General features: G+C 67.7%; 19 protein-coding genes. All 19 read right to left on the reverse strand.

The genetic code is table 11. The annotated features are described in order from the left end of the window. Window position 1: 1 nt before the first annotated feature. A complete protein-coding gene (locus tag ACWEVR_RS13850) occupies window positions 2–1,033 on the reverse strand; it encodes a methyltransferase (RefSeq protein ID WP_452467222.1) in 1,032 nt (343 codons plus the stop codon). Between the two features lie 16 nt (window positions 1,034–1,049). Further along, a complete protein-coding gene (locus ACWEVR_RS13855) occupies window positions 1,050–1,334 on the reverse strand; it encodes a phosphopantetheine-binding protein (protein WP_452467223.1) in 285 nt (94 codons plus the stop codon). Between the two features lie 40 nt (window positions 1,335–1,374). After that, window positions 1,375–3,012 (reverse strand): AMP-binding protein, encoded by a 1,638-nt coding sequence (locus ACWEVR_RS13860; protein ID WP_452467224.1) that lies wholly within the window; start codon window positions 3,010–3,012, stop codon window positions 1,375–1,377. Further along, window positions 3,009–3,698 (reverse strand): methyltransferase domain-containing protein, encoded by a 690-nt coding sequence (locus tag ACWEVR_RS13865; protein WP_452467225.1) that lies wholly within the window; start codon window positions 3,696–3,698, stop codon window positions 3,009–3,011. The genes ACWEVR_RS13860 and ACWEVR_RS13865 overlap by 4 nt, the downstream gene beginning before the upstream one ends. Then, window positions 3,695–4,663, reverse strand: a complete 969-nt coding sequence (locus ACWEVR_RS13870) for an alpha/beta hydrolase (RefSeq protein WP_452467226.1) — start codon at window positions 4,661–4,663, stop codon at window positions 3,695–3,697. Before ACWEVR_RS13870 ends, ACWEVR_RS13865 begins: the two co-directional genes overlap by 4 nt. 28 nt (window positions 4,664–4,691) lie before the next feature. Beyond that, a complete protein-coding gene (locus tag ACWEVR_RS13875; RefSeq protein WP_452467227.1) occupies window positions 4,692–5,849 on the reverse strand; it encodes a cytochrome P450 in 1,158 nt (385 codons plus the stop codon). 127 nt (window positions 5,850–5,976) lie between these two features. Beyond that, window positions 5,977–6,738, reverse strand: a complete 762-nt coding sequence (locus ACWEVR_RS13880; protein ID WP_452467228.1) for an ABC transporter permease — start codon at window positions 6,736–6,738, stop codon at window positions 5,977–5,979. Next, on the reverse strand, window positions 6,735–7,499 hold the full coding sequence (locus ACWEVR_RS13885) for an ABC transporter permease (protein WP_452467229.1): 765 nt from the start codon (window positions 7,497–7,499) through the stop codon (window positions 6,735–6,737). The genes ACWEVR_RS13880 and ACWEVR_RS13885 overlap by 4 nt, the downstream gene beginning before the upstream one ends. After that, the gene (locus ACWEVR_RS13890) at window positions 7,496–8,458 is read right to left on the reverse strand and encodes an ATP-binding cassette domain-containing protein (protein WP_452467230.1); all 963 of its coding nucleotides are present in this window, start codon (window positions 8,456–8,458) and stop codon (window positions 7,496–7,498) included. Before ACWEVR_RS13890 ends, ACWEVR_RS13885 begins: the two co-directional genes overlap by 4 nt. A 23-nt stretch (window positions 8,459–8,481) precedes the next feature. Beyond that, window positions 8,482–8,982, reverse strand: coding sequence for a hypothetical protein (locus ACWEVR_RS13895; protein WP_452467231.1), 501 nt, complete (start codon window positions 8,980–8,982; stop codon window positions 8,482–8,484). A 1-nt stretch (window position 8,983) separates the two neighbouring features. Then, entirely contained in the window at window positions 8,984–9,376 is a 393-nt protein-coding gene (locus ACWEVR_RS13900; RefSeq protein ID WP_446225102.1) for a VOC family protein, read from the reverse strand. A gap of 61 nt (window positions 9,377–9,437) precedes the next feature. Continuing rightward, window positions 9,438–11,138: a carbamoyltransferase family protein gene (locus tag ACWEVR_RS13905; protein WP_452467232.1), complete on the reverse strand. Its 1,701-nt coding sequence runs from the start codon at window positions 11,136–11,138 to the stop codon at window positions 9,438–9,440. 37 nt (window positions 11,139–11,175) lie between these two features. Then, window positions 11,176–12,501 (reverse strand): ParB/RepB/Spo0J family partition protein, encoded by a 1,326-nt coding sequence (locus tag ACWEVR_RS13910; RefSeq protein ID WP_452467233.1) that lies wholly within the window; start codon window positions 12,499–12,501, stop codon window positions 11,176–11,178. Between the two features lie 617 nt (window positions 12,502–13,118). Continuing rightward, the gene (locus ACWEVR_RS13915; RefSeq protein WP_452467234.1) at window positions 13,119–13,493 is read right to left on the reverse strand and encodes a hypothetical protein; all 375 of its coding nucleotides are present in this window, start codon (window positions 13,491–13,493) and stop codon (window positions 13,119–13,121) included. A 381-nt stretch (window positions 13,494–13,874) separates the two neighbouring features. Further along, a complete protein-coding gene (locus ACWEVR_RS13920; RefSeq protein ID WP_452467235.1) occupies window positions 13,875–14,465 on the reverse strand; it encodes a DUF4913 domain-containing protein in 591 nt (196 codons plus the stop codon). Between the two features lie 53 nt (window positions 14,466–14,518). Next, window positions 14,519–16,243, reverse strand: a complete 1,725-nt coding sequence (locus tag ACWEVR_RS13925; protein WP_452467236.1) for a type IV secretory system conjugative DNA transfer family protein — start codon at window positions 16,241–16,243, stop codon at window positions 14,519–14,521. Beyond that, on the reverse strand, window positions 16,243–16,980 hold the full coding sequence (locus ACWEVR_RS13930) for a hypothetical protein (protein WP_452467237.1): 738 nt from the start codon (window positions 16,978–16,980) through the stop codon (window positions 16,243–16,245). The genes ACWEVR_RS13925 and ACWEVR_RS13930 overlap by 1 nt, the downstream gene beginning before the upstream one ends. Window positions 16,981–17,005: 25 nt before the next feature. Next, window positions 17,006–18,616 carry a hypothetical protein gene (locus ACWEVR_RS13935; RefSeq protein WP_452467238.1) on the reverse strand — a complete coding sequence of 537 codons (1,611 nt, stop codon included), beginning with the start codon at window positions 18,614–18,616 and terminating at the stop codon, window positions 17,006–17,008. Next, window positions 18,613–20,109, reverse strand: a complete 1,497-nt coding sequence (locus ACWEVR_RS13940) for an SCO6880 family protein (RefSeq protein WP_452467239.1) — start codon at window positions 20,107–20,109, stop codon at window positions 18,613–18,615. Before ACWEVR_RS13940 ends, ACWEVR_RS13935 begins: the two co-directional genes overlap by 4 nt. Between the last annotated feature and the right edge of the window lie 68 nt (window positions 20,110–20,177).

The following is a 20,177-nucleotide window of genomic DNA, read 5'->3' on the forward strand; positions in this document are numbered from 1 at the left end:
CTCAGACCGGCCGTGCCTCCACGATCGGAAACACGTGGGTCGGAACAACTCTGGTCAACTGCAGGCCCGCCTCGGAGAACAGCTTGGCGAGCTCGTCGACACTGCGCGCGTGCCCCGAGACCATCGCCAGCATGAGTAGGTCGTAGATCCGTCCGTAGGTGGTGCTGATATCGGAACGGTCGCCGGGCTCCAGCACCGGATCGCACAGCAGGAACCGGCTATCGTCGGTCATGGCCTCGCGCACATTGCGCAAGATGGTGACGGCTTCGTCGTTGTCGAAGTCGTAGAGCACCCGCTTCATCGTGTAGACCTGCGCTCCAGCGGGAATCGACTTGAAGGCGCTGCCGCCGACGACGGTGCAGCGGTCCTCGACGCGCGCCGCTGCCAGCACCGCGTCGGCCCCGGAGACCACGTGCGGCTGATCGAACAGGGTGCCGCGCATGGTGCGGTAGCTGCGCAAAAGGAAGCTCAGGAACGCGCCGTTGCCGCCGCCGATGTCGACCACCGTCTCCACGCCGGTCCACGGGTAGGCGGCGATGATCGCGCGTGCCTCGAGCTTGGTGAAGGTCTGCATGGCGCGGTCGAAGCGGCGACTGTAAGCCGAATGGGTGGCCAGGTAGTCCCAGTACCCCTGCTCGTGCACCAGGTCGAACGCAGCGGTGCCGGTACGCAGGCTGTAGTCGAACCGGGCCCAGGCCTGAATATCGGCGCTGAGCAGACGGTAACCGTCCCGCAGCGACAGCATGGTGTCGCTACGCAGCAGCTCCGCCATCGGGGTCAGCCCGAAACGGCCGGGCTCCACCTCGGTGAAGATGCCCTTGCTGGCCAGCGCGAGCAGTGCGCGATACAGGGACGGCGCATGACTGTTGGTGGCGGCGGCGAGTTCCTCGATGCTCTTGCTGCCGTCGCGCAGCTGATCGGCCACCCCGAGTTCGCCGACCGCGCGAATGGTGAAGGGGATGACGTAATCGGCGAGCTCGGTGAAGCGTTCGATCGCCTCGACCGAGGTGGTGGGGCGTGCGGGAATGGTCACGGTCCGGCCTTTCTGCTCATCGACTTCCGGGGACCAGCACGTCGAGCTCGACGAGCTGCCCGACGCAGTAGTCCTCGATATCGGTGACGGTGCGAATATTGCTCGCACTCTGTTCGTCGATCGGGGGTAGGTCGAAGGCGTCCTCTAGAGCGAACGCCAGCTCGACCAACCCGAGCGAGTGGTAGCCCAGATCGTCGACGAGATGCGCGCCGGTGACATCATCGGTACGCGGGGCTGGCGCGAGCGCCTTCACGAATTCGCGGATGGTGGCTCTGACTTCGGCTTCTGATCGTTCTTCCACCTCACCGAGGCTACTGCCAGGATCGGTCGAAATCGCCTGTCTACGAGGCCGTTTGCCGGAATACGAACCACTTCCACAGGGCACGCCGGCGGGGTTTTCCGCTCGTGGTTCGCGGGATGGTCCCCGGCTCCGCGGCCACCACGATCACCTCGGCGCCGCCCGCCGCCGCGCGCAGAATGCGAGCGCTCGCTTCGGCCCACTGCGGGGTGGCGTCTTCGAGCACGGCGACTGCGGTCGGGTTGCCATGATGACTGCCGAGGGCGACGGCTAGCCGGGTCAGGTTCAGCCCGGCAGCACCCAGTGCCGCCTCAAGATCCTCGGCGTAGACCAGGCGGCCGCGCACCTTGAGTGCGTCGCCGAGTCGGCCGATCACGAAAAGTTCACCACCATCGATGAATCCGGCGTCGCCGGTGTGCAGTGTGCCGTCGTCCAGGCGCGTGGTCGAGGCGGTCGAGGCGGCTGACACATAACCCGCGGCGACGGCGGGGCCGCGCACCACGATCTCACCGACGTGCCGCTCCGGTAGTTCCCGGCCGTCCGCTCCGGTCACCGTGACGCGGGTATCGTCCAGCGGCGCACCGCATCCGGCGATCCGGCCGCCGCCCGGCGCCGCCCGCACCTGCTCGCCGACGGTCAGTGTTGCAGGGTCGGCCCGGAACTCCCGGCGCGCCCGCCCGAGCGGCACGCCGGTGGCTGCGAGGGTGGCCTCGGCCAGGCCGTAGGCAGGCAGCAGCGTGCCCGGGCGCAGCCCGAAAGGTGCCAGCGCCAATTCGAATTCGTCCAGCACCGCCGGGTCGACGCGTTCGGCCCCGATCACCGCCGCGCACCAGCCCGACAGGTCCGTCGCGGCCAGGTGCGCGGTGAAACTCTGATCGCGGAGCCGCCGCAGGATGTGGGTGAGGCCGAAGGTGGGCATCGCCGTCAACCGGGCGCCGCCCTGGCCGAAGCAGCGCAGATAGCGTTCGGGCCGGGTGATGAAGTGCTCGGGTTGCATGAGCCACAGGTCCGCGCCGGTGACGATCGGGGTCAGCAGGCAGCCGATCAGGCCCATGTCGTGATGGACGGGCAGCCATGACGCGCAGGCGTCTTCGGGCTGCCAGTGCAACCAAGTACGGATGGCGGCGATATTGGCCGCGAGTGCGTCGTGCGGGACGCGGATGCCGCGCGGGTTGCCGGTCGATCCGGAGGTGAACTGTAGTAGCGCAGGCGGTTTCGCAGCGGCGGCGGACATCGTGACCGACGCGAATGCCGGAGCGGCCAGAAGTTCGTCGATCGACAAGCAAGGCGCCGCGGCCGCGACCACCGGGCGCAAGTGCTCGAGCAGGTCGGCGTCGGTGAGCACGGCGGCGGGCTGGGCGAGTCGTAGCAGTGCGGCCAGATGGTCGTCATAGGTATCGGCCGTGCGGAACGGGGCCCGGGGTGGCACCGGAGCCGGCGTAGCCCCGGCCAGCAGCGCCCCGAAGAACGCGGCGACGAAGCTGGGCCCAGACCGCGCCACGATCACCACGACATCGCCGGGATCGACGCCGCGGTCCCGCAATCCCGCCGCCAACGTGCGAGTCAGCCCGGCCAGCTTCGGATAGGACCACAGAGTCCAATCGTCGCGATCGGCGAGATGGATACCCCGCCCGGTGTCTTCGATCTCCGCCCGTGCGATCCAGTCCAGCAGTCCGGTCACACTCGCTCCAACGCGATCAGTTCGAAGCTCAACTGCCCACCCGGCGTCGGTGTGGTGCAAGCACGGACTGTGCGTGGCCGCCAACCCTCTTGCCCGGCAAGCGATTCCAGCAGCGATCGATTGCCCAGGTCGCAGAAGCCCAGCAGCAGCAACCCACCGGGCGCCAGATGCCGGTCGGCGTCGGCGAGAAAACGGCGGTGGGTGCGGTAGCCGTCGTCGAAGAACGCCGACGCGAGATCGTTGTCGGCCGGGGACGACTCGGGTACGCCGTCGATGAACGCGGAGTTCCAGAACACGACATCGAATCGATCCTCTGCCGTGAGCGGTGCGAACAGATCGCCGACGGCGACCTCGACGCCTTCGGCGACCCCGTGCCGCTGGGCATTGCGCCGGGTGTTCTCGGCGGCGGCCGGGCTGACATCGAGTGCGACTACCCGCGCGCACCCCCGTTCGGCAGCCAGCACCGCCAGATAACCGGTGCCACAACCCACCTCGCAGAACGAACCGCCGACCGGATAGGGCAGCCACTCGGCGTACAGCGCGGCCGAACTGGTCAGCGAGGGCGCGTAAACACCTGGTAGCAGCTCCCATTCGGCCCCGAGTAGCCCGAAAGTGGTCGGCGCGGTGACCTCCTGGTGCGAGCGCAGCAGGTCTTCGGCGGCGGCCACCGCCCGGGTACTGTTCATCGAGCAGACTCCTGCTGCGCGCGAGGGGCTGGGCGGCGGCGCAGTGCCCGTCGTACCACGGCGACCTGCTCGTCGAGCGCGCGCCGGGAGATCTCCGAGCCACGCACCATGGACTCGAACGCGTGGAAGGTGCCCGAGTAGTGATGTAGTTCGACGGGCACCCCCGCGGCGATCAGTCGCATCGCGTAAGCCAGCTCTTCGTCACGGCACACGTCGATCTCGTTGACCATCAGATACGCCGGCGGCAGGCCCGAAAGATCTTGCGCGCGCGCCGGAGCCGCGTAGGCCGACACCTCGCTGGTGCCGTACAGCGGGCCGAGATAGTGCCGCCACATCAGTTCCGCGCCGGTGCGATCCCCACCCGGGATGTCCTCGAACTGTGTCATCGACGGCGTGTCGAGGCGGTCGTCCAGGGCGGGGTAGAGCAGCAGCTGGAACATCGGCTGCGGTCCGCCGCGGTCGCGGGTGAGCAGCGAGATCGCCGCGGCGAAAGTCGCGCCGGTGCTGCAGCCGCCGACCGCGATCCGGTCTGCGTCGGCGCCGATGAGCGCGGCGTTCTCCGCGGTCCAGCACAGGGTGGCGTAGGCATCCTCGATGCCTGCTGGGAAGGGATGCTCCGGCGCGAGCCGGAACATACTGGTCACCACCATGGCGCCGGCCCCCTCGACCAGGCGCAGCACGCGGGCGTGGTCGGTGTCGAGATCGCCGAGCACGAAGCCGCCGGGGTGGTAGTAGACGATCACCGGCAGCGGGCGCAAGGTGACCTTGGGCCGGTAGATCCTGGTGAGCTGGCCGGGCGCGCCCGGGCCGCCCGGGATCTCGAGCTCCTCCACCTGGATCGAGTCGGGAGTCGGTGGCACGCCCGCGAACTCCTTGAAGGCCAGCGTCGCCTCGCGTGCGGCGACGGGATCGGTGAGATCGGTGCGGGGCATCATGGCGGCGGCTCGTTGCAACTGCGGGTCCATCGGGAACCTTTCCGTATCGGGCCTGGTTTCAGGCCGCGCCGATCGCGACGGGTAGTTCGGCGTAGGCGCGCATGGAGGCGTTTGGCGCGCGCACCGCCACGCCGTCGGGTTCGAAGCGGATGAGGCGGCGGGCCAGCGCGTCGAAGACGACCTCGCCCTCGGCGCGGCCGAGCGCGGCGCCGACGCAGCGGTGCGGGCCGCCGCCGAAGCTGACATGGAGGTTGGGGGAGCGCGTCACATCGACCCGGTCCGGATCGCGGAAGACGCGTTCGTCGTGGTTAGCGGAGCCGAGCAGCAGGAACACCACGCGCCCTGGCTTGATCGTGCTGGGGCCCAGCGTGATCGGCTCCCGCGCGATGCCCGCGCCGTATTGGCTGGGCGCCTCGTAGCGCAGGAACTCCTCGACCGCCGTCGGCACCAGGGCGGGATCCTCACGCAGCAGCGCGAGCTGATCCGGGAAGCGCAGCAGCGCCGCGCAGCCGTTGGAGATCATGTTCACCGTGGTCTCGTAGCCGGTGAAACACACGAAAACCACGTTGTCGATGGCCTCTTCGAGGCTCAGCCGTTCGCCCTCGGCCCCGCCGAGCACATTGGTCAGTAGGTCGTCGCGGGGTGCACGTCTGCGCTGCGTGAGTTCCTCGGCGATGATCGAGCGCAGCCAGGCCAGTGAGCTCGCCGCTGCGCCCCTGGTGCGTTCGGGCATGGCGAAGGGGGTGAAGGCCCGGCTCAGATCCGCGGCCCGCCCAGCGATCTCGTCGCGCACCTGGTCGGGCAGGCCGACCACGCCGCACACCGTCCCGACCGCCAGCGGCAGCGCGAGGTCGTTCACGATATCCATCCGCCCGCGTTCCAGGCCCGCCGCGAGCAGGCGCTCGACCTGGCAGGCGATGTCCGCACGCAGGCGCGCCACCTGGCGTGGTCCGAACGCGGGCGCGACGAGCTTGCGGATACGGGTGTGGTCGGGCGCCTCGCGCGTGGACATGATCCGGCGCGCGAGTTCGAACGCCACCGGATCCTGTACGGCGAATCGGGGATCGGACTCCGGAAACTTGTGACTCACCCGCGGGTCCTTCAGCAGCGCCGCCACTTCGGCGTGCCGGGTGACGCCGTACGCGGCCGGGCTGACCCGGCACACCGGGCCGGCGTCACGCAATTGCCGATAGGTCGGGTACGGATCCTCCAGCACCGCCGGATCCAATGGCCGCAAGCTCGGGAGCAGCGTGGTTATCCGTTGGGGGGGCATAGTTTTCGAGTGTGGTCGACGCGGGATACCCGCCGCAACGGCTCGGCCCGGGCAGCACGGGAATAGCGGCTCAGCGACCGCGGCGACCGAACAGCGCAATGGCCAGCGGAGCCGCCACCACCGTGACCGCGCCCGCCCACAGCAACGTCCACAGCACCGGTCCCGCCACCGGACCATCACCGGCCAGCCCGCTCATCGCCGCACTCGCCACGCTCAACGGGTTCGCGCGCACGATCGGCTGCAGGGCGCCCGGAAACGCTTCGACCGGGGCGAAACCCGTGGACAGGAACAGCAGCAGCGTGAGCGGGCCGTTCAATGCGGCGCTCACACCGTCGGCGGTCCGCGCCCGCAGTGCGATGAGGACGGCCAGCCACAGGAACATCCAGCCGACGACGAGCGCGACCAACCCGAATCCCACGACCCCGGCCAAACCACCCCTGAACCGGAAGCCGAAGGCCGCGGCGACGAGGGTGATCAACGCGGCCACCGCCACGATGCGAACCAGATCCGCGGCCACCCGCCCGAGTAGGGCGGCGCCGCGGTGCACCGGCAGCGAGCGGATCCGGTCAATGAGGCCCGATCGGAGATCGTTGAACAGGCCGAGTCCGGTATTCACCGCGCCGAAAGCGGCCGCGTACAACACGATCAGCGGCGCCAGCCGATCGATATACGCACCGCCGCTGACACCGGCCACCATCTCGGAGAACGCCGCCAGCATGATCAGCATGAGCAACAGCGGGAACAGCAGCGTGCCGATCACGGCGCGCGGGCTGGCCGCGAACCGTCGCAGATTGCGCTCGGCAAGCACGAAGGTTTCGGTGGCAAGACTCATTTGGGCACCATCGCTGTGCGCAGCGAGCGCTGAAACAGCACCACGAACAGCAGCCCGAGCACGGCGAGCCAGGTCAGCGCGGCCGGGAGCGCGGGCGTGCCGGGTTCCGCATCCGCGAGTCCGCGCAGCGCTTCGACTACCGCGGTCACCGGCGAATTCCGGATGACAGGCTCGAGCCACCCCGGGAACGCGGCGACCGGCACGAACGCCGAAGACAGCATGATCAGCGGCAGATAGGGGATCTGCAGCAGCGCGTTGACCGACTCCGGGTCGTCGGAGCCCGCGCCGAGGGCGGACGCGCCGGTGGCCAGGACCAGGGTGAAAAGCACTGCTAGCGCGCCGAATCCAGCGGTTGCGAGCGCGGTGCCGTGGAACCGGAACCCGGCGACCATACCGGCGAGCGTCACGACCAGCACCGACCCGACGACCCGCAGCCCATCGGCGGCCAGCCGCCCCGCGAGGATCGCCGGCCACCCGACCGACATCGTCCGGAAACGCACGATGACCCGCTCGGCGACGTCCGAGGACACCGCGAACCCGGCGGACATGGCAGTGAACATCCCGGCCTGCACCACGATCGCGGGCGTCAGGTACTGCGCCGCGTCCAGGCCGCGGTACTCGAGCATGCGCCCGAGTACCGCCGAGAAGCCGATGAAGAAGACCAGCGGAATCACCACCGCGCCGAAAACCGTGGCGGGCGTGCGCAATCGGCGGATATTGCGGCCCGCGAGCAGCGCGGCCTGCGCCGGAGCCGCGGTCACCATGCGGCACCGCTGTCGGCTGTCGCGTCCTCGGCATGCGCGCCCGCGCCGGTGAGCGCGAAGAACACCTCGTCGAGACTGGGCTGGCGCAAGGTCAGCCCGCTCGGTTCGATGCCGGCCCGGTCCAAGCGCCGCGCGATGTCGGCCGTCACGGCCGCCGAGGCGTCGGGGACGACTACCTCACCGCCCTCAATCCGGGGGCGCAGCTCCGCGAGCAGCCGCTCGACGGTCTCTCGCTGCTCTTCACCCGCCACCCGCACCGCGCATACCGTCTGTCCGACAGCGGCTTTGAGCTCGGCGGGTGTGCCTTCGGCTTTGACCCGCCCGTGGTCGATCAGCACGACGCGGTCGGCGAGCCGGTCGGCCTCCTCGAGATACTGGGTGGTGAGCAGCACCGCCGTGCCCGTCGCCCGCAACCCGTCGACCACCTCCCACAACTCGTGGCGGCTGCGTGGATCCAGCCCGGTGGTCGGTTCGTCGAGAAACAGGACCGGACGCCGCACCACCAGGCTGCAGGCGAGGTCGAGGCGGCGCCGCATGCCGCCGGAGTACTTGCCGACCGGGCGGTCGGCGGGATCGGTGAGGGCGAAGTCGGCAAGCACCTGGGCCGCGCGTTCTTTGGCGGCGCGCCGGGACAGCCCCTGCAGCCGGCCGAACATGATCAGGTTCTGCCGGCCGGTGAGTACCTCGTCGACCGCCGCGAACTGTCCGGTGAGCGAGATCGAGGCCCGCACCCGTTCCGGCTCGGCGAGCAAATCGTGCCCGGCCACCGTCGCCGAACCGGCGTCGGGCCGCAGCAGGGTGGCCAGCAGATGCACCAGGGTGGTCTTGCCCGCCCCGTTGGGCCCGAGCAGGGCGGTCACCGAGCCCGGCGCTACAGTGAAGGAAAGCTCCTCGACCGCCTTCCGGTCGCCGAATGCCTTTCGCAGACCGTGTATTTCGATCGCATGGTCGGTCACTATCGCCCCCCTTGCCGGTGGAATCAATGAAGCGGGATTGCCGTGCCGAGTTCTACCGCGGTCGGGAGCAGCCGGTAGCCGCCCCACGCGTGCGGTCGTGGAATGAGCTGGCCGTTGAACCGGAGCCGGACGACGGCGAGGGGGTCGCCTTCGGGGTTGTCCCGGCCCGGCAGCCAGGCGCGCAGCTGGGCGTGCCGGTCCAGCTCGTCGAAGAGACGGTCGGAGTCGAGCGGATCCAGACGAGTTGCGACGCAGGCGATACGGGCGCGCTGCGGACCCCGCGGCGCGTGCACACAGAGCACAGCCGCGGATTCGAGCGCGAGATCCAGGCCGAGGTCGGAGCCGTGCGCCGCGCCGAATACGACGCCGTGGTCGACCCGGCTCAGGCGGATCCAATGCGCGTCAGCCTTGCCCGCGGCATCCACCGTGCTCAGGACCGCCTCCAAAGGTGCACCCGGACCACCGGATTCGGCTCCGGCGCGCAACCAGGTGCGCACCGGAGCCAGTAAATCCTGGGTGGACATGTCAGAGTCCGGTGGGCGGTGCCGCAGTCGGGCTGGACACGTCGACGAGCACGCCGTTGGGATCGGTGACCAGCATGCGCCGCTGGCCGTAGAACAGATCCCGGGGCTCTTCGACAATCGGGACGCCGAGCTCCTTGGCCCGGGCAAAGACCGGTTCCACGTCGTCGACGACGACGGTGAGGTAGGAGCCGGTGGCCTTGCCGCGGGCCTGTTCGGGCACCAGCTCATGATCACGGGCCATGATGCCGATGGTGGCGTCGGAATCCTGGTCGCTGAGTTGCACGAACCAATCGCTGTCGTAGCCGACCTGGAAACCGAGTAGATCTACATAGAAGTCACGCGTTGTCGGGAGTTGGTCACTGCAGATGTTCACGAAGCTCCGCGAGATCGTCATATCGGCCAGGTTAGCAAGTGGCGGCGAAATTCCAGCGGGTCAACGAATTCCCGGCCCGACATCAGTTCGTCCTGGTCCCGGCGTTTTCCGGACGTTCGACCAGCATCGGTCCGAGCACGAGTGCGTCCATTTCCGGGCAGCGTTGGAATGTCGAAATGGCATCCGCAGCGGTGCGCACGATGGGCTCGCCCGCGAGGTTGAACGAGGTGTTCACCACCAGTGGCACCCCGGTCAGCCGCCGGAAATTCTCGATCATCGACCAGTAGCCTGGATTGGTGCGCCGGTCCACCAGTTGCGGTCGCGCGGTGCCGTCGACGTGGGTGATCGCGGGCACGATGGTGCGCATCGAGGCGCGCACCCGCCCGGCAGCCAGCATGAAGCGGGCGGGGGAGCCTACCGGTGTCTCCATTACCTCGTCGATGCGCTCGGCCAGCACGCTCGGCGCGACCGGACGCCACATCTCCCGGCCTTTGAGAACGTTCAACCGGCGCAGCGTGGTCCGGCTGCGCGGGTCGGCGATGATGCTGCGCGCACCAAGCGCGCGCTCGCCGATCTCGGCCCGTCCGCGCGCCCAGCCGAGGATGCGGCCCGCCGCGAGCAGGCCCGCCACCTCGGCCGCCAAATCGTCCTCGGCTAGCTTGCGGCCGGTCAAACCGGCTTCGGTGAGGGCGGTTTCGGCTTCGTCGCGGTCGATGTCGTTGGACCAATAGGGATGATCGATGACGGTGGGCGCGAACCCGTCTTGCTCTGCAGCGACCACGAGGGCGGCGCCGAGCCCGACACCGGAATCGGTGGGTACCGGCGGCACATAGACCGTGTCGAAGGTGCCCGCGCGGATCAGCCCACCGATCATCGAGCAGTTCATCGCCACGCCGCCGGCCAGCACCAGCGCTGATTTCCCGGTGCGCGCTGCCTGTTCGGCGAGCGCGGCCATCGCCCGTTCCAGGCCGTTCTGGATCGAGGCGGCGAAATCGGCGTAGGCGATGGCGTCTTCGCCGCTGTCGGAACGCTCGGCGTAAGGGTATATCTCGGCGAAGCGGCCCAGCATGGCCTTCTCGAAATCCGGGAACTGGCTCAACATCGGCCCGCGCACGGCCCGGCCGTCGTCCTCGGCGATCTCCAGACGGCGGCCGTCGATAACGAGTTCGTAGCCGTCCTCGGTGACGCGCACCGGCGAATCGTCGCACGGGCGTCCATAGGCCGCCAGGCCCATGAGTTTGCCTGCGCCCCAATCACCGAACCCGGACCAGCGGGTCGCGGCCGCGTAAAGGAAGCCCAGCGATTGCGAGATCGGCCATTCCCGCACGATCTCGATGCCGGCCGGGGTGGCGGTCGCGATGGTTGTGGCGGTGCGCTCGCCCGCGCCGTCCACCACCAGGACCGCCGCCTCCTCGAGTCCGCTGCTGTAGTAGGCCGAGGCCGCGTGCGCGATGTGATGCGGCACCCAGCGCACCGGCGGCGCGGGGCGGGTGCGGCCGGGAAGGATTGTGCGCGTGAGGGCTTCGTCGCCGAAGCGCTTCATCCGGCCCATCGCGGTGTCGCGGAAGTCCCAGCCGATCGCCAGCACGTCGACCTCGTCGGGGCCGATGCCCTCGGCTTGCAGGCAGGCGGCCACCGCGTCGGCGGGGCTCTGGGCGAGCGCCCGCTTGCGCCGGCTCACTCGCTCCTGTTCGACCATCATCCGCAGCGCACCGTCGCGCAGCAGACAGGCGGAGGAATCATGGAATCCGATATTGATACCGACGACGTATTGCACCGACATTGCGACCTCCATGGCCTTCGACGCTGATTCCATGGAATCAGCAGGATTCGATGTGATGGTTGGGCTCTTCGGGCTCTTCTAGGCGGGCCAGTTCATAGGAGCTCGGTTTGTGCACCCCCCACCGGGCGAGGCGGCTGACGTGCCTGCGGGCAGAGCGCCGCCACGGACGATTCAGCGGTGCCGCGAATTTCAGATCGATTTCGCGATGGGCTAGCGCGATCGCCCCGGCCAGGTCGCTCGGCGCCAGCTCTGCGCCGGCGAGCTCGGCGCACGCGAGCTCGGCCTCGGTCGGTTCGCGCTCGATGTCCTTGACGGGTATCGAGCGGGTCCACCGTTGGGCGACCGTCCGGGCCGCCTGCACCGCGTCGGCCGAGCGGGCGATCGGGGGATCGAGCGCGAGATCCATGAGCAATTCAGTGGCGAAGCGCCCGGCGAGGCCGCGCTGCACGAGCAACTGGCAGGCGATCGCCCGGGCCTGCGCCGAGGCAGCGTGCAGCGCGCTCACGTCTGGACCCTTGAGTAGTTCGAGGTCCGGGACCTGCGGCGGAGCGGGCGAGGGCACCGGGGTCAAGTATGGTGTAGGCGCGTTATTCCGGGAACCAGCACCAGGTTCCGGCTTCGGATCGGGGCTACGTGGGGGCGCCGCTGGCTCGTGTTCGAGCTGGCGCAGCACACTGCGGATCGAACGGCTGTGCTGCTGGCTCAACGCCACACACCGCTGCTGCTGCGCGGGATCGGATAGATTCTGCAGGACGGTCAACGCATCGATCACCGTTAGCGAGCCCTCCTCGATCTCGTCCTGCAGCGAGATCGGGAGGTCCAGTAGTCGTAGTCGTTTGGACACCTGCCCCTGGCTGACGCCGGTGCGCTCGCAGATCTCGCGCTGGGTGAGCCCGAGATCGCGCAGCACCGCCAGCATCCGCGCCTCCTCCAACGGCACCAGCTTGGCCCGGTGCACGTTCTCCACCAGCGAGACCACCACGTTGTCGGCCTTGGCGACGACGTCGTCGCGGACGATGGCCGGCACTGTGCCCAAGCCCGCGAGCCGCGCAGCCGCGTACCTTCGGTGCCCCGCAACCACCACGAACTCCGCCCCGGGCGGCAACTGCGCGTCTGGCCGAGCGAGCCGGAAGGCCGCCGCGCGTCCCACGATCAGTGGCTGCAGGATGCCTTTGTGCCGGATCGAGATGACCAAACCCTCGAGTTCATCGATGCGGCGGCGGGTAACCAGCGGGTTCTCCACCAGCATCGGGCCAATGGGTAAGTGTTTGAGTTCACCGTAGCGTCGCCCCGGGTCCGGTAACCGTGGGTATTCGCCACCGTGTGGAAAGCCAGTACTGCATGCTGGTCCGGCTTTGTTCATCTACTAAGCCTCCGAACTTGCACCTTGCACCAAGGTTGATCGGGGCGCGCCGGAGCTCTGCTGAACGCAGGCACTTCCCCCCCGAAGTCGATCTCAGGATAGCCGAATTCGCGCTCGTCGAGGTGGCATTGCGGCACAGCGGAACTCGTAGTCGTGTGAGCATCTCGCGAGCAAACCGCGATCGAACATCGTTGCGCGACAGCGGAATTTGCCGTGCTGTCATAGAGTTGCGGTGCGCCGTTCAGGCAATGGTATTCCGCGTTCGATCCTCGAGCCAACATGTTTCGATCACACTGTGTGCTTTCGCCGGCCGTCCGAGCTGGTCCGTCCGAGACTAGAGATGTGGGCACCAGCCCGCGTGTGAGCCGCCCGTTATGTCCGAGCCCCACGTCGGGGACGACTTCGACGAGGTCGAGCTGACCGCGGTGCGCGCACGGATCGAGGACCTACGGGCAGGTTTCCCGGACTTCACGACCGAGATGACGCCCTGGACCAAAGATCTACGGCGACGTGACCGTGCTCGGGGACTATCCGGAGTCGCAAACCGAGTGGCGTACCGCGCTCGAACGCTACCCCCGATCTACTCGACGATCGCGTCGCTGCCGAGAGCTCACCCGTCAGTAAAGCCTGTCGCTGTGCTGGTCGGGAACCGACGAGCCGCGATGGGTCAGATTTCCGGGATCGCTGATCTCGCGAAGTGCCGGCATGGCGAGCATATTGCTGTCGGCTGAATCGCGTACCTTGGTGTATGGGTGCGCCGTCCGGGAGTCAATAGTCGACGTCACCGGTAGCGACACCGACGAATAGCTTGCCGGGCCTGCCGAACAGCGAGGTATTCCTCCGGGCGCATAGTTGACCGCCGATGCCGAGGTTGTCGATGTCGTGCTGATCGGCGGTCGGTCCCCGGTGAGCAGGCGCTGATATTGGTCGTTGTATCCAGCCGCGCCGCGGGTGTAGAGCGCGTCCAGTTGTCGCCGCCACGACTCGGCCAAGGAGTCAGGGGCAGCAGCCTGCGGAGGACGTCGGCCAGGCGTACCTCCCGGACGTCGTCGGTTGCCAGGGGCTTCTACCACGGCGTCGTCTGGGCCGACTCCGAGAGCGAGCAGGCCGAGAAGGTAGGTGGGCCGACAGTGGACAGCACCCCGATCCGCACACCGAAGTACAGCTCACCAGCGACTGGCCGTTCGATGTCTTCGGGCAACCAGATGCCGCACCATAAATCCAGTTCGGCTCGTTGATTCCACGAACTCGCAATTTCCCAGGCGGACATATATTGCGTACGCCCAGTAGTGGCAGGTCATCGGCGTCCGCGGCACATGCTGGTGGTTCGCTTGGGTCATGCCCATGGACTTCGAGGTTGGGGCGTGCAGGGATCACGGTTTGAAGGCCGCTGGGATCACCGGGACGAACTTTGCGTCAAGGTCATGATTGTCGGGTGTACAGGCGTAGAACGGGCCGGCTGGGTTGGTCAGGGTGTTGAGCAGAGGATAGAAGAAGTCACGGAAGTACACGGCCATGGCGGCACCGGGCTGGACGACCGCTTCGAGCCACGCGCGGCGTAGCGACCACAGCACTGTGACCGCCTCGGGGTGCTCGTACCATTGTGAGCACCAGCAGATCGCGCCGTTGGCAGTGCTTGTCGCCGAGCGCGGTAGTTTGCGTTGGGCCCACGTACCGACGTTGGTGATCACCCAGTCCAGCAGAACTTCCATGTCGATCTGGTCCGTCGCCGAGTCAGGGAGAGTAGTTGCTGGGGTTGCCGCCGTTTCGGCTGTGCTCGGTGATGCGACGGTGACTGTGTTGGGTGGGGCGCTCGCGGTCATCCGGTCAGCGAGTACTCCGAGCGCTGTTTCGAACTCGTCGAGTCCCTGGGCGGAGCGGGCGGCGGTAGCGTCGACACGCTCGACTTTCATTGACAGCAACCGGTTTTGGGTGCGCATCTCGACGATCGCTTCGCTCAGCATCGCGAGCTGTTCGCACAGTTCTTCGAGACGCGTGTCCGGAGCCCCGTCAGTGCTCACGCCGCACTCGCCTCCGCGTTGTCGTCGAGTCTCCGCCGCAGTACCTTCGCGACAGGGTTGGCCGGACCTAGATGCTCGATCGCGGCGTTCTGTACCTCCTCGGTGGCCTTGACCCGGACCCGCTCGATGTCGCCTTTATCCGGCTCGGTGTACCAGGGAATGAGGTCGATCAACACCGGTCGCGACGACTGCCGGATCAGCAGTGCGTTGTGTTTCTTCATCGCGGCGATGTCTTCGACGGGCATGATCGGCTCGAGTGATCCGCGGTCGTTGGAGGTGGTGACACCACCGGGACCGTGCGAGCGGCGGCGCTCGCGGGGCTTGTACTGGCCGACCAGACCGGAGATCTTGCGCAGGAACGGTTCGTCCTGCAATCCGGCGCCGAGAATGCGCATGGTCGACGCGCCCCACAACGCAGCTGCTTCGTCGGCGCCCCATGTGGAGATGATCTGTGCTTCGGATTGGAAGATGGCGGTGACGCACATCGACTTCGAGCCCAGATGCGAAGCAAGTTTCGGCAGGCGCTTGATCCGGCAGATGTTGGCGCATTCGTCGAGAACAAGTGTCAGAGGTGGGTCGACGCGTCCGCCATGGGCTGATGCGGCGAGGTCGCCGAGTTCAAAGATCTTGGCGACGATCGCGGCGATCACCGCGCCCGCGCTGCCCGATCCTTCCTGAGTCATCAGGTACAGGGTTGGAGCCTTGCCGTCTTCGAAGGCGAACAGCGACCACAGGTCGAGTTCGGTGATCTTTTCCGTGGTCTGTTGTTCCCACGTGTGTGGCGGGGTGATCCACCGCAGCGTTTCTTCGTCCTGAATCGATGCGAGTGCGGTCTGGGCTTCACCGTAGACACCACCGCGGGTCTCGGGCGGCAGGTCTAGCACTGCGGCGAACGCGTTGCCCGCGCGGCGATTTCCGTGCTGGTGCAGGATGTCGATCGGCTTGTCGGAGTAGGTGTCGATCCAGTCCAGGACATCGCGCATGGTGCGCCCGCTCAGCGCGGCGGCCAGCAGCGCCCAGGCGAGCAAGTTCTTTCCGGTGGGGGCGAAAAACGGGTCTTCGCTCTGTGCGGAGCCTCCGGCGCGGTTCTCCTCGATGAAGTGCTCGGCGATCATCTTGGCCTCGCGCAACGTCGTGATGCCGGAAAGGATGTTCCACCACCATTTTTGGGGAGCGTAGGCGATCTTTCCGGGGTCGAAGACGTAGACCGGTCCGACGGCCTCGCGCAGGGCTGCGGTGAGAATCCACAGGTCGGGTTTGTTCGAGGTGGCGATCACCGCGCCGGGCGCGGACAGGATGCGGGGGACCGCGACAGCGGAGGTCTTGTTGCTGCGCGGGCCCATCAGCACGATGGTGAAGTCCTCCCAGGAGGCGTAGATCAGCTTGCCCAGCAGCCGACCGATCAGCGGGGCCAGTTCCCGCATGGACACGCCTTTGGCGGATTCGAGGGAGGCACGCAGGCCCACGCCGCGTTGAGCGGCTTGCTTGGTGAGCATGTCCGCGATCTGGCGCTTGTCGCGCAGCAGCCTGTCCGGCGTCTCACGCGGCCACGCCTTGCGCACCGCCCACCCCAGCACGCTCAACATCAGGACGAGCACGGCCGTGACCAAGCTGATCACCAGCCACGACGTGCCTTGTTGGTGGATTCGGGACACGCCGTAGCCGATTCCGGCCACAGCGAACGCCGCGATCCACACCCAAGCCAGTGCGGAATCTTGCATCACGCACCCCTTCGCAGGGCGCCGACGTTCACGACCTGCGTTGCCACGCCCGCGTCCTGGGCTGCCAGCAGCAGCTCGGCCCGCAGTGCGGCGGCCACACCCGCGCTGCGGGTGCCGGGCACTTCGACGACGAAGATCTCCCGGTGCTGGGCGAGCGCACGCGATCCCAAGACCGGCAGTTGGTCGGTGGGCGATCCAGCGTCGCCGTGTGGGCCCAAGGCGGCCAGGATCGGGCCGTAATCCAGCGGCAGCATGGCCTGGCGGACCACGGCCCAGATCGCGGCGCGCTCTCCGGCCGGTGCCTCGCCGAAGGTCTCCAGATCCGCGGTGGGGTCGAGCTCCCCGGCCGCGTCCAGCAGGCGATAGGGTTCGTCCAGGTCAGCGGCGTGTATCCAGTCGAGAACGTCGGTGAGGGTGCGCCTTCCGCGCGCGGCGGCCAGCAGCAGGTTCGCGGTGAGCAGCGACGCCTCCGGAACGAAATACAGCGCGCCCTCGTCTCGGATCACCGAGAACAGAGCTTCGGCGATCCGGTCGGCATCGGCGGCGTCGGTGATGTCGGACAGCAGGTCCCATCGGAAAGTTGTTGCCGGGCCGAGCATTTCGGGGTTCCACACCAGAGCGCGCCCCCACCAGCGGTGCGGCAGTGTCGCCACATGCTCGGTCACCCTGACGATCATGGCGGTGGTTCCAGAGTCGGGATCGTCGTTCCAGCCCGGTGCGGAGATAACTTCCCGCATCACGATCCTTTCCCGAGTCGGTCGTTCATGCCGCACGGCTACTCCGTCCAGAGACGGTGCCGTCGAGTCCGGCGAACGCACCATCTGTGTTGAAAAGTTCGAGTTCTTCCGGCGTCAGGTCCACATTCACCGGCAACCCCATGCGCGAGCCGGACTTGATGAGGTACTTCCCACGGCCGGGATGGCGTTGACCGGGCACCCACGTCGGCGGTGCGGACCAGCGCGTGACCAGGTCCTTCTCGCCGGAGGTGAACGGTGAAATTTCGTGTAGCCGTGCCATTTCGGCGTGGTCGAGGCCGCCGATGACTTTGATGTCGTTGCGGGCGATCATGCCCTTCGCCTTGGCGCGGTCGGCCGCGGTGGGTAGCGCCTCTAGGTCGGTGATGGTGTGGGTCGATTGGGCCGAGACCACCCCGCGTTTGCGGTTGAGTCGGGTCATCCGGTCGGATTTCTCGACCAGACCGGGAGCCGCGCGCAGTGCCCGCCACAGCTCGTCTTGGGGTTGGAAGACGTTGCGTCGTTGCCCGGCCGACTGTTTGCCCTCGATCAGGCCCGCCGACCACGCCCACGCGCACATCATCGCGGCGGCCACCACATCGTCGCCGTCGTCCTCCACGGCTCCCAGCGACAGCGAGATCGCTGGCAGATCGGCATCGAGACAGAAGCTCGACGGCCGGTCGAACATGCCCTTGATCGGGCCCTCGCACAGCAAGACCAGCGTGTTGCGCAACTCGCGGATCTCGCGCCGGTACTCGTGTTCGTCGCGGGCCGCCACCACGCGCAGCAGCGGTTCGCTGGCGGAGTCGAGGATCTGCACCAGCTCGGGGATTGTCGGGTCGGGCCGACCGTGGCGGTGGTTGGCGGCATCGGCTTGGTCGACGGTCATGGCCAGCAGCAGCCGTTCGGTGGCGGTGAGGTCCTGCCCGCCGACGATGGTGATCAGCGACTCCAGCAGGTCCAGCCGCCTACCGCGGGCTTGGGAGACCAACTGGTCGCGCTGGGTGCCGACCGCGGCGTCGATCGCGCCGCGCAGGGGCCCGAGGTCGAGGGGATTGAGGCTGTGCAGGCCGCGCCCGATGCGGAACACCTTGCCGTCCAACGCTTCCACGATCGGGGTGTACTCGTCTTTGATGTCGCCGGGGATCACCGCCGCGAAACCGAACGCGACGAATCCGACCATCAACCGCTTGATCGCGGTGGACTTCCCGATGCCGGGCTGTCCTTGGACCCACAGGCCGGTGTTGGTGACCAACCCGTCCACGAGCCACTGCGAGGGATCGAGCCCGATCGGTTCGGCGGTGTGGAGGTGGCGGCCGAACGGGACGCCACGCACCCGGGCACCGGAGGCGGCGGCGAACGGAAACAGACCTTGGATCTGACTGGTGGTGCCCGCGAACAGGCGTCCCGCGTCGACGTTGTGAGCGTACCCACCGAAGGGCCGGTTCTCGCCGCGCGCATCGGGAATCGGCGGCAGAGACGCGAAGGGAGCGAACGGATTGAACGGTTCCTGACCAGGTTCGTCAGGATCACGGGATTCCTGTTTGCGGTAGGCCGGGATAACTCCCAGTCTCGCCAGCCAGCGTTCGGCCACACCGGCGCTGGCCGCTGCCCGATGCAGCTGTGCGGTTTCGGTCATGCCAGCCACCTCTGTGCGGCGCTGCGTGAGAGTCCCGAGGTCGGTTCGACGCCGTAGCCGAGGGACGACGCGAACGCGGCGGCCTGTGCGCCGCGGGCCCGACGGAATCGCAGTTTGGTGCCGCTGATGCGGTCCTCGACATCGGCGCAGGCGGCCGCCAGAGTTTCCTCGCTGCGCACCGTGGTCGTGACATACATCGTGAAGCGGCCGAGGCCCGCGCCCATCGACTCCTCCTGCGCGGCTCGACGCGCGCGTACCCGATCGTCGTACTCGCGCTGGGTCTCGTCCTTCTTGGTCTTGGTGTTCCAGACCTGGCGGAGTTTGCCGCCCTGGATCTCGCGCTCGACGATGTCAGCCGCCGCGGCGGCGCTGTAGGGTCGGTAGACCAGCGAGAACCGTCGGTAGTACCGTCCTGGGCTGACCAGTTTGAGCAGGATGTCATGGCGCACAACGCTGTTGGGTGGCTTCTTGAACACCCAGGTGACTGAATAGCCGGAGTCGTGGTAGTAGACCTCCTTGGTGCTTTCGGTGCGCAGGGCGCCCGCGTCGGCCCAGGTCAGCAGGTCATCGTCGTTGTCCGCGGTGTCGGAGGCCGAGATCCGGACGGCCGGGTCGACCGCGGCGCGGATGTTGCGGATCACCGATGCGGTGGACGCGCGGTCGGTCACGGTCGCTCCGGCCGCGGCGAGTGCGGATTCGATGCGGGGCAGCCACCGCACCACTTCCGCCGCGCCCTCGGACAGGGTGGCGGGTTGCGGCGATGCCTTGGACAGATCGAAGTTCACCGTGACCCGCATCTGAATGTCGGCGGTGGTCGAACGTGACTGCTCGACAGCCTTTTTCATGATCGTCTTGGCGAGCGCGGGTGCGTTCTTACCGTCGCGCTCCATGCGGCCCAAGGTGTAGGCACGCTGGTCGACACCGCCGGTCGGGCTGGATTCGCAGGTGAACACGACCGAGGAGATGATCGGGGTGAACCCCAGATCGGCCAGCCAGCTGCCGTAATTGCGCACCCAGGCGTTGGTGTCGGCGCTGTCGGCCAACGTGATACCGACCGGGGAGACCTTCAGCACCGCCGACAGAATGCCGGTGCGCCGATTCCAGATCAGGCACTGCGTGCCGCCGCGACCGTCCTCGACGGTCAACGGCATCAGCGGGGCCAGCACGCCGGGCAGGTTCTGCCCGCGCGGGACCTCGTCGAACACATCGGCGGCGTAGGCGTCGCTGTTGTGCCGGCTACCCCACCACGCCCGGATGTTCCAGGTCAGGTGTTCGACAACGGTTCGTTGCGAGTCGCCCACCGGCACAATGGTCAGCGCCAGCACGGGGATGGCGATGAACAGCCCGAGGAAGGCCAGCATCAGGTCGATGAAGGTGGTGAAGGCCAGGCCCACCACGGTGGCTCCGATGATGGCTGTGCCGCTGGTGCCGAGACGGCCCAGGCCGAAGCCCTTGACCTCGCGGAATCCGCCGTATCCGGGTGTGTCGTTCATTGGGTGTCCCTACCGTGTGCCGCCTGATGTGCGGTGTGCTGATGTGTCCTGGTCGAGAGAGATGCGCG

Source organism: Nocardia sp. NPDC003979 (assembly GCF_053605015.1).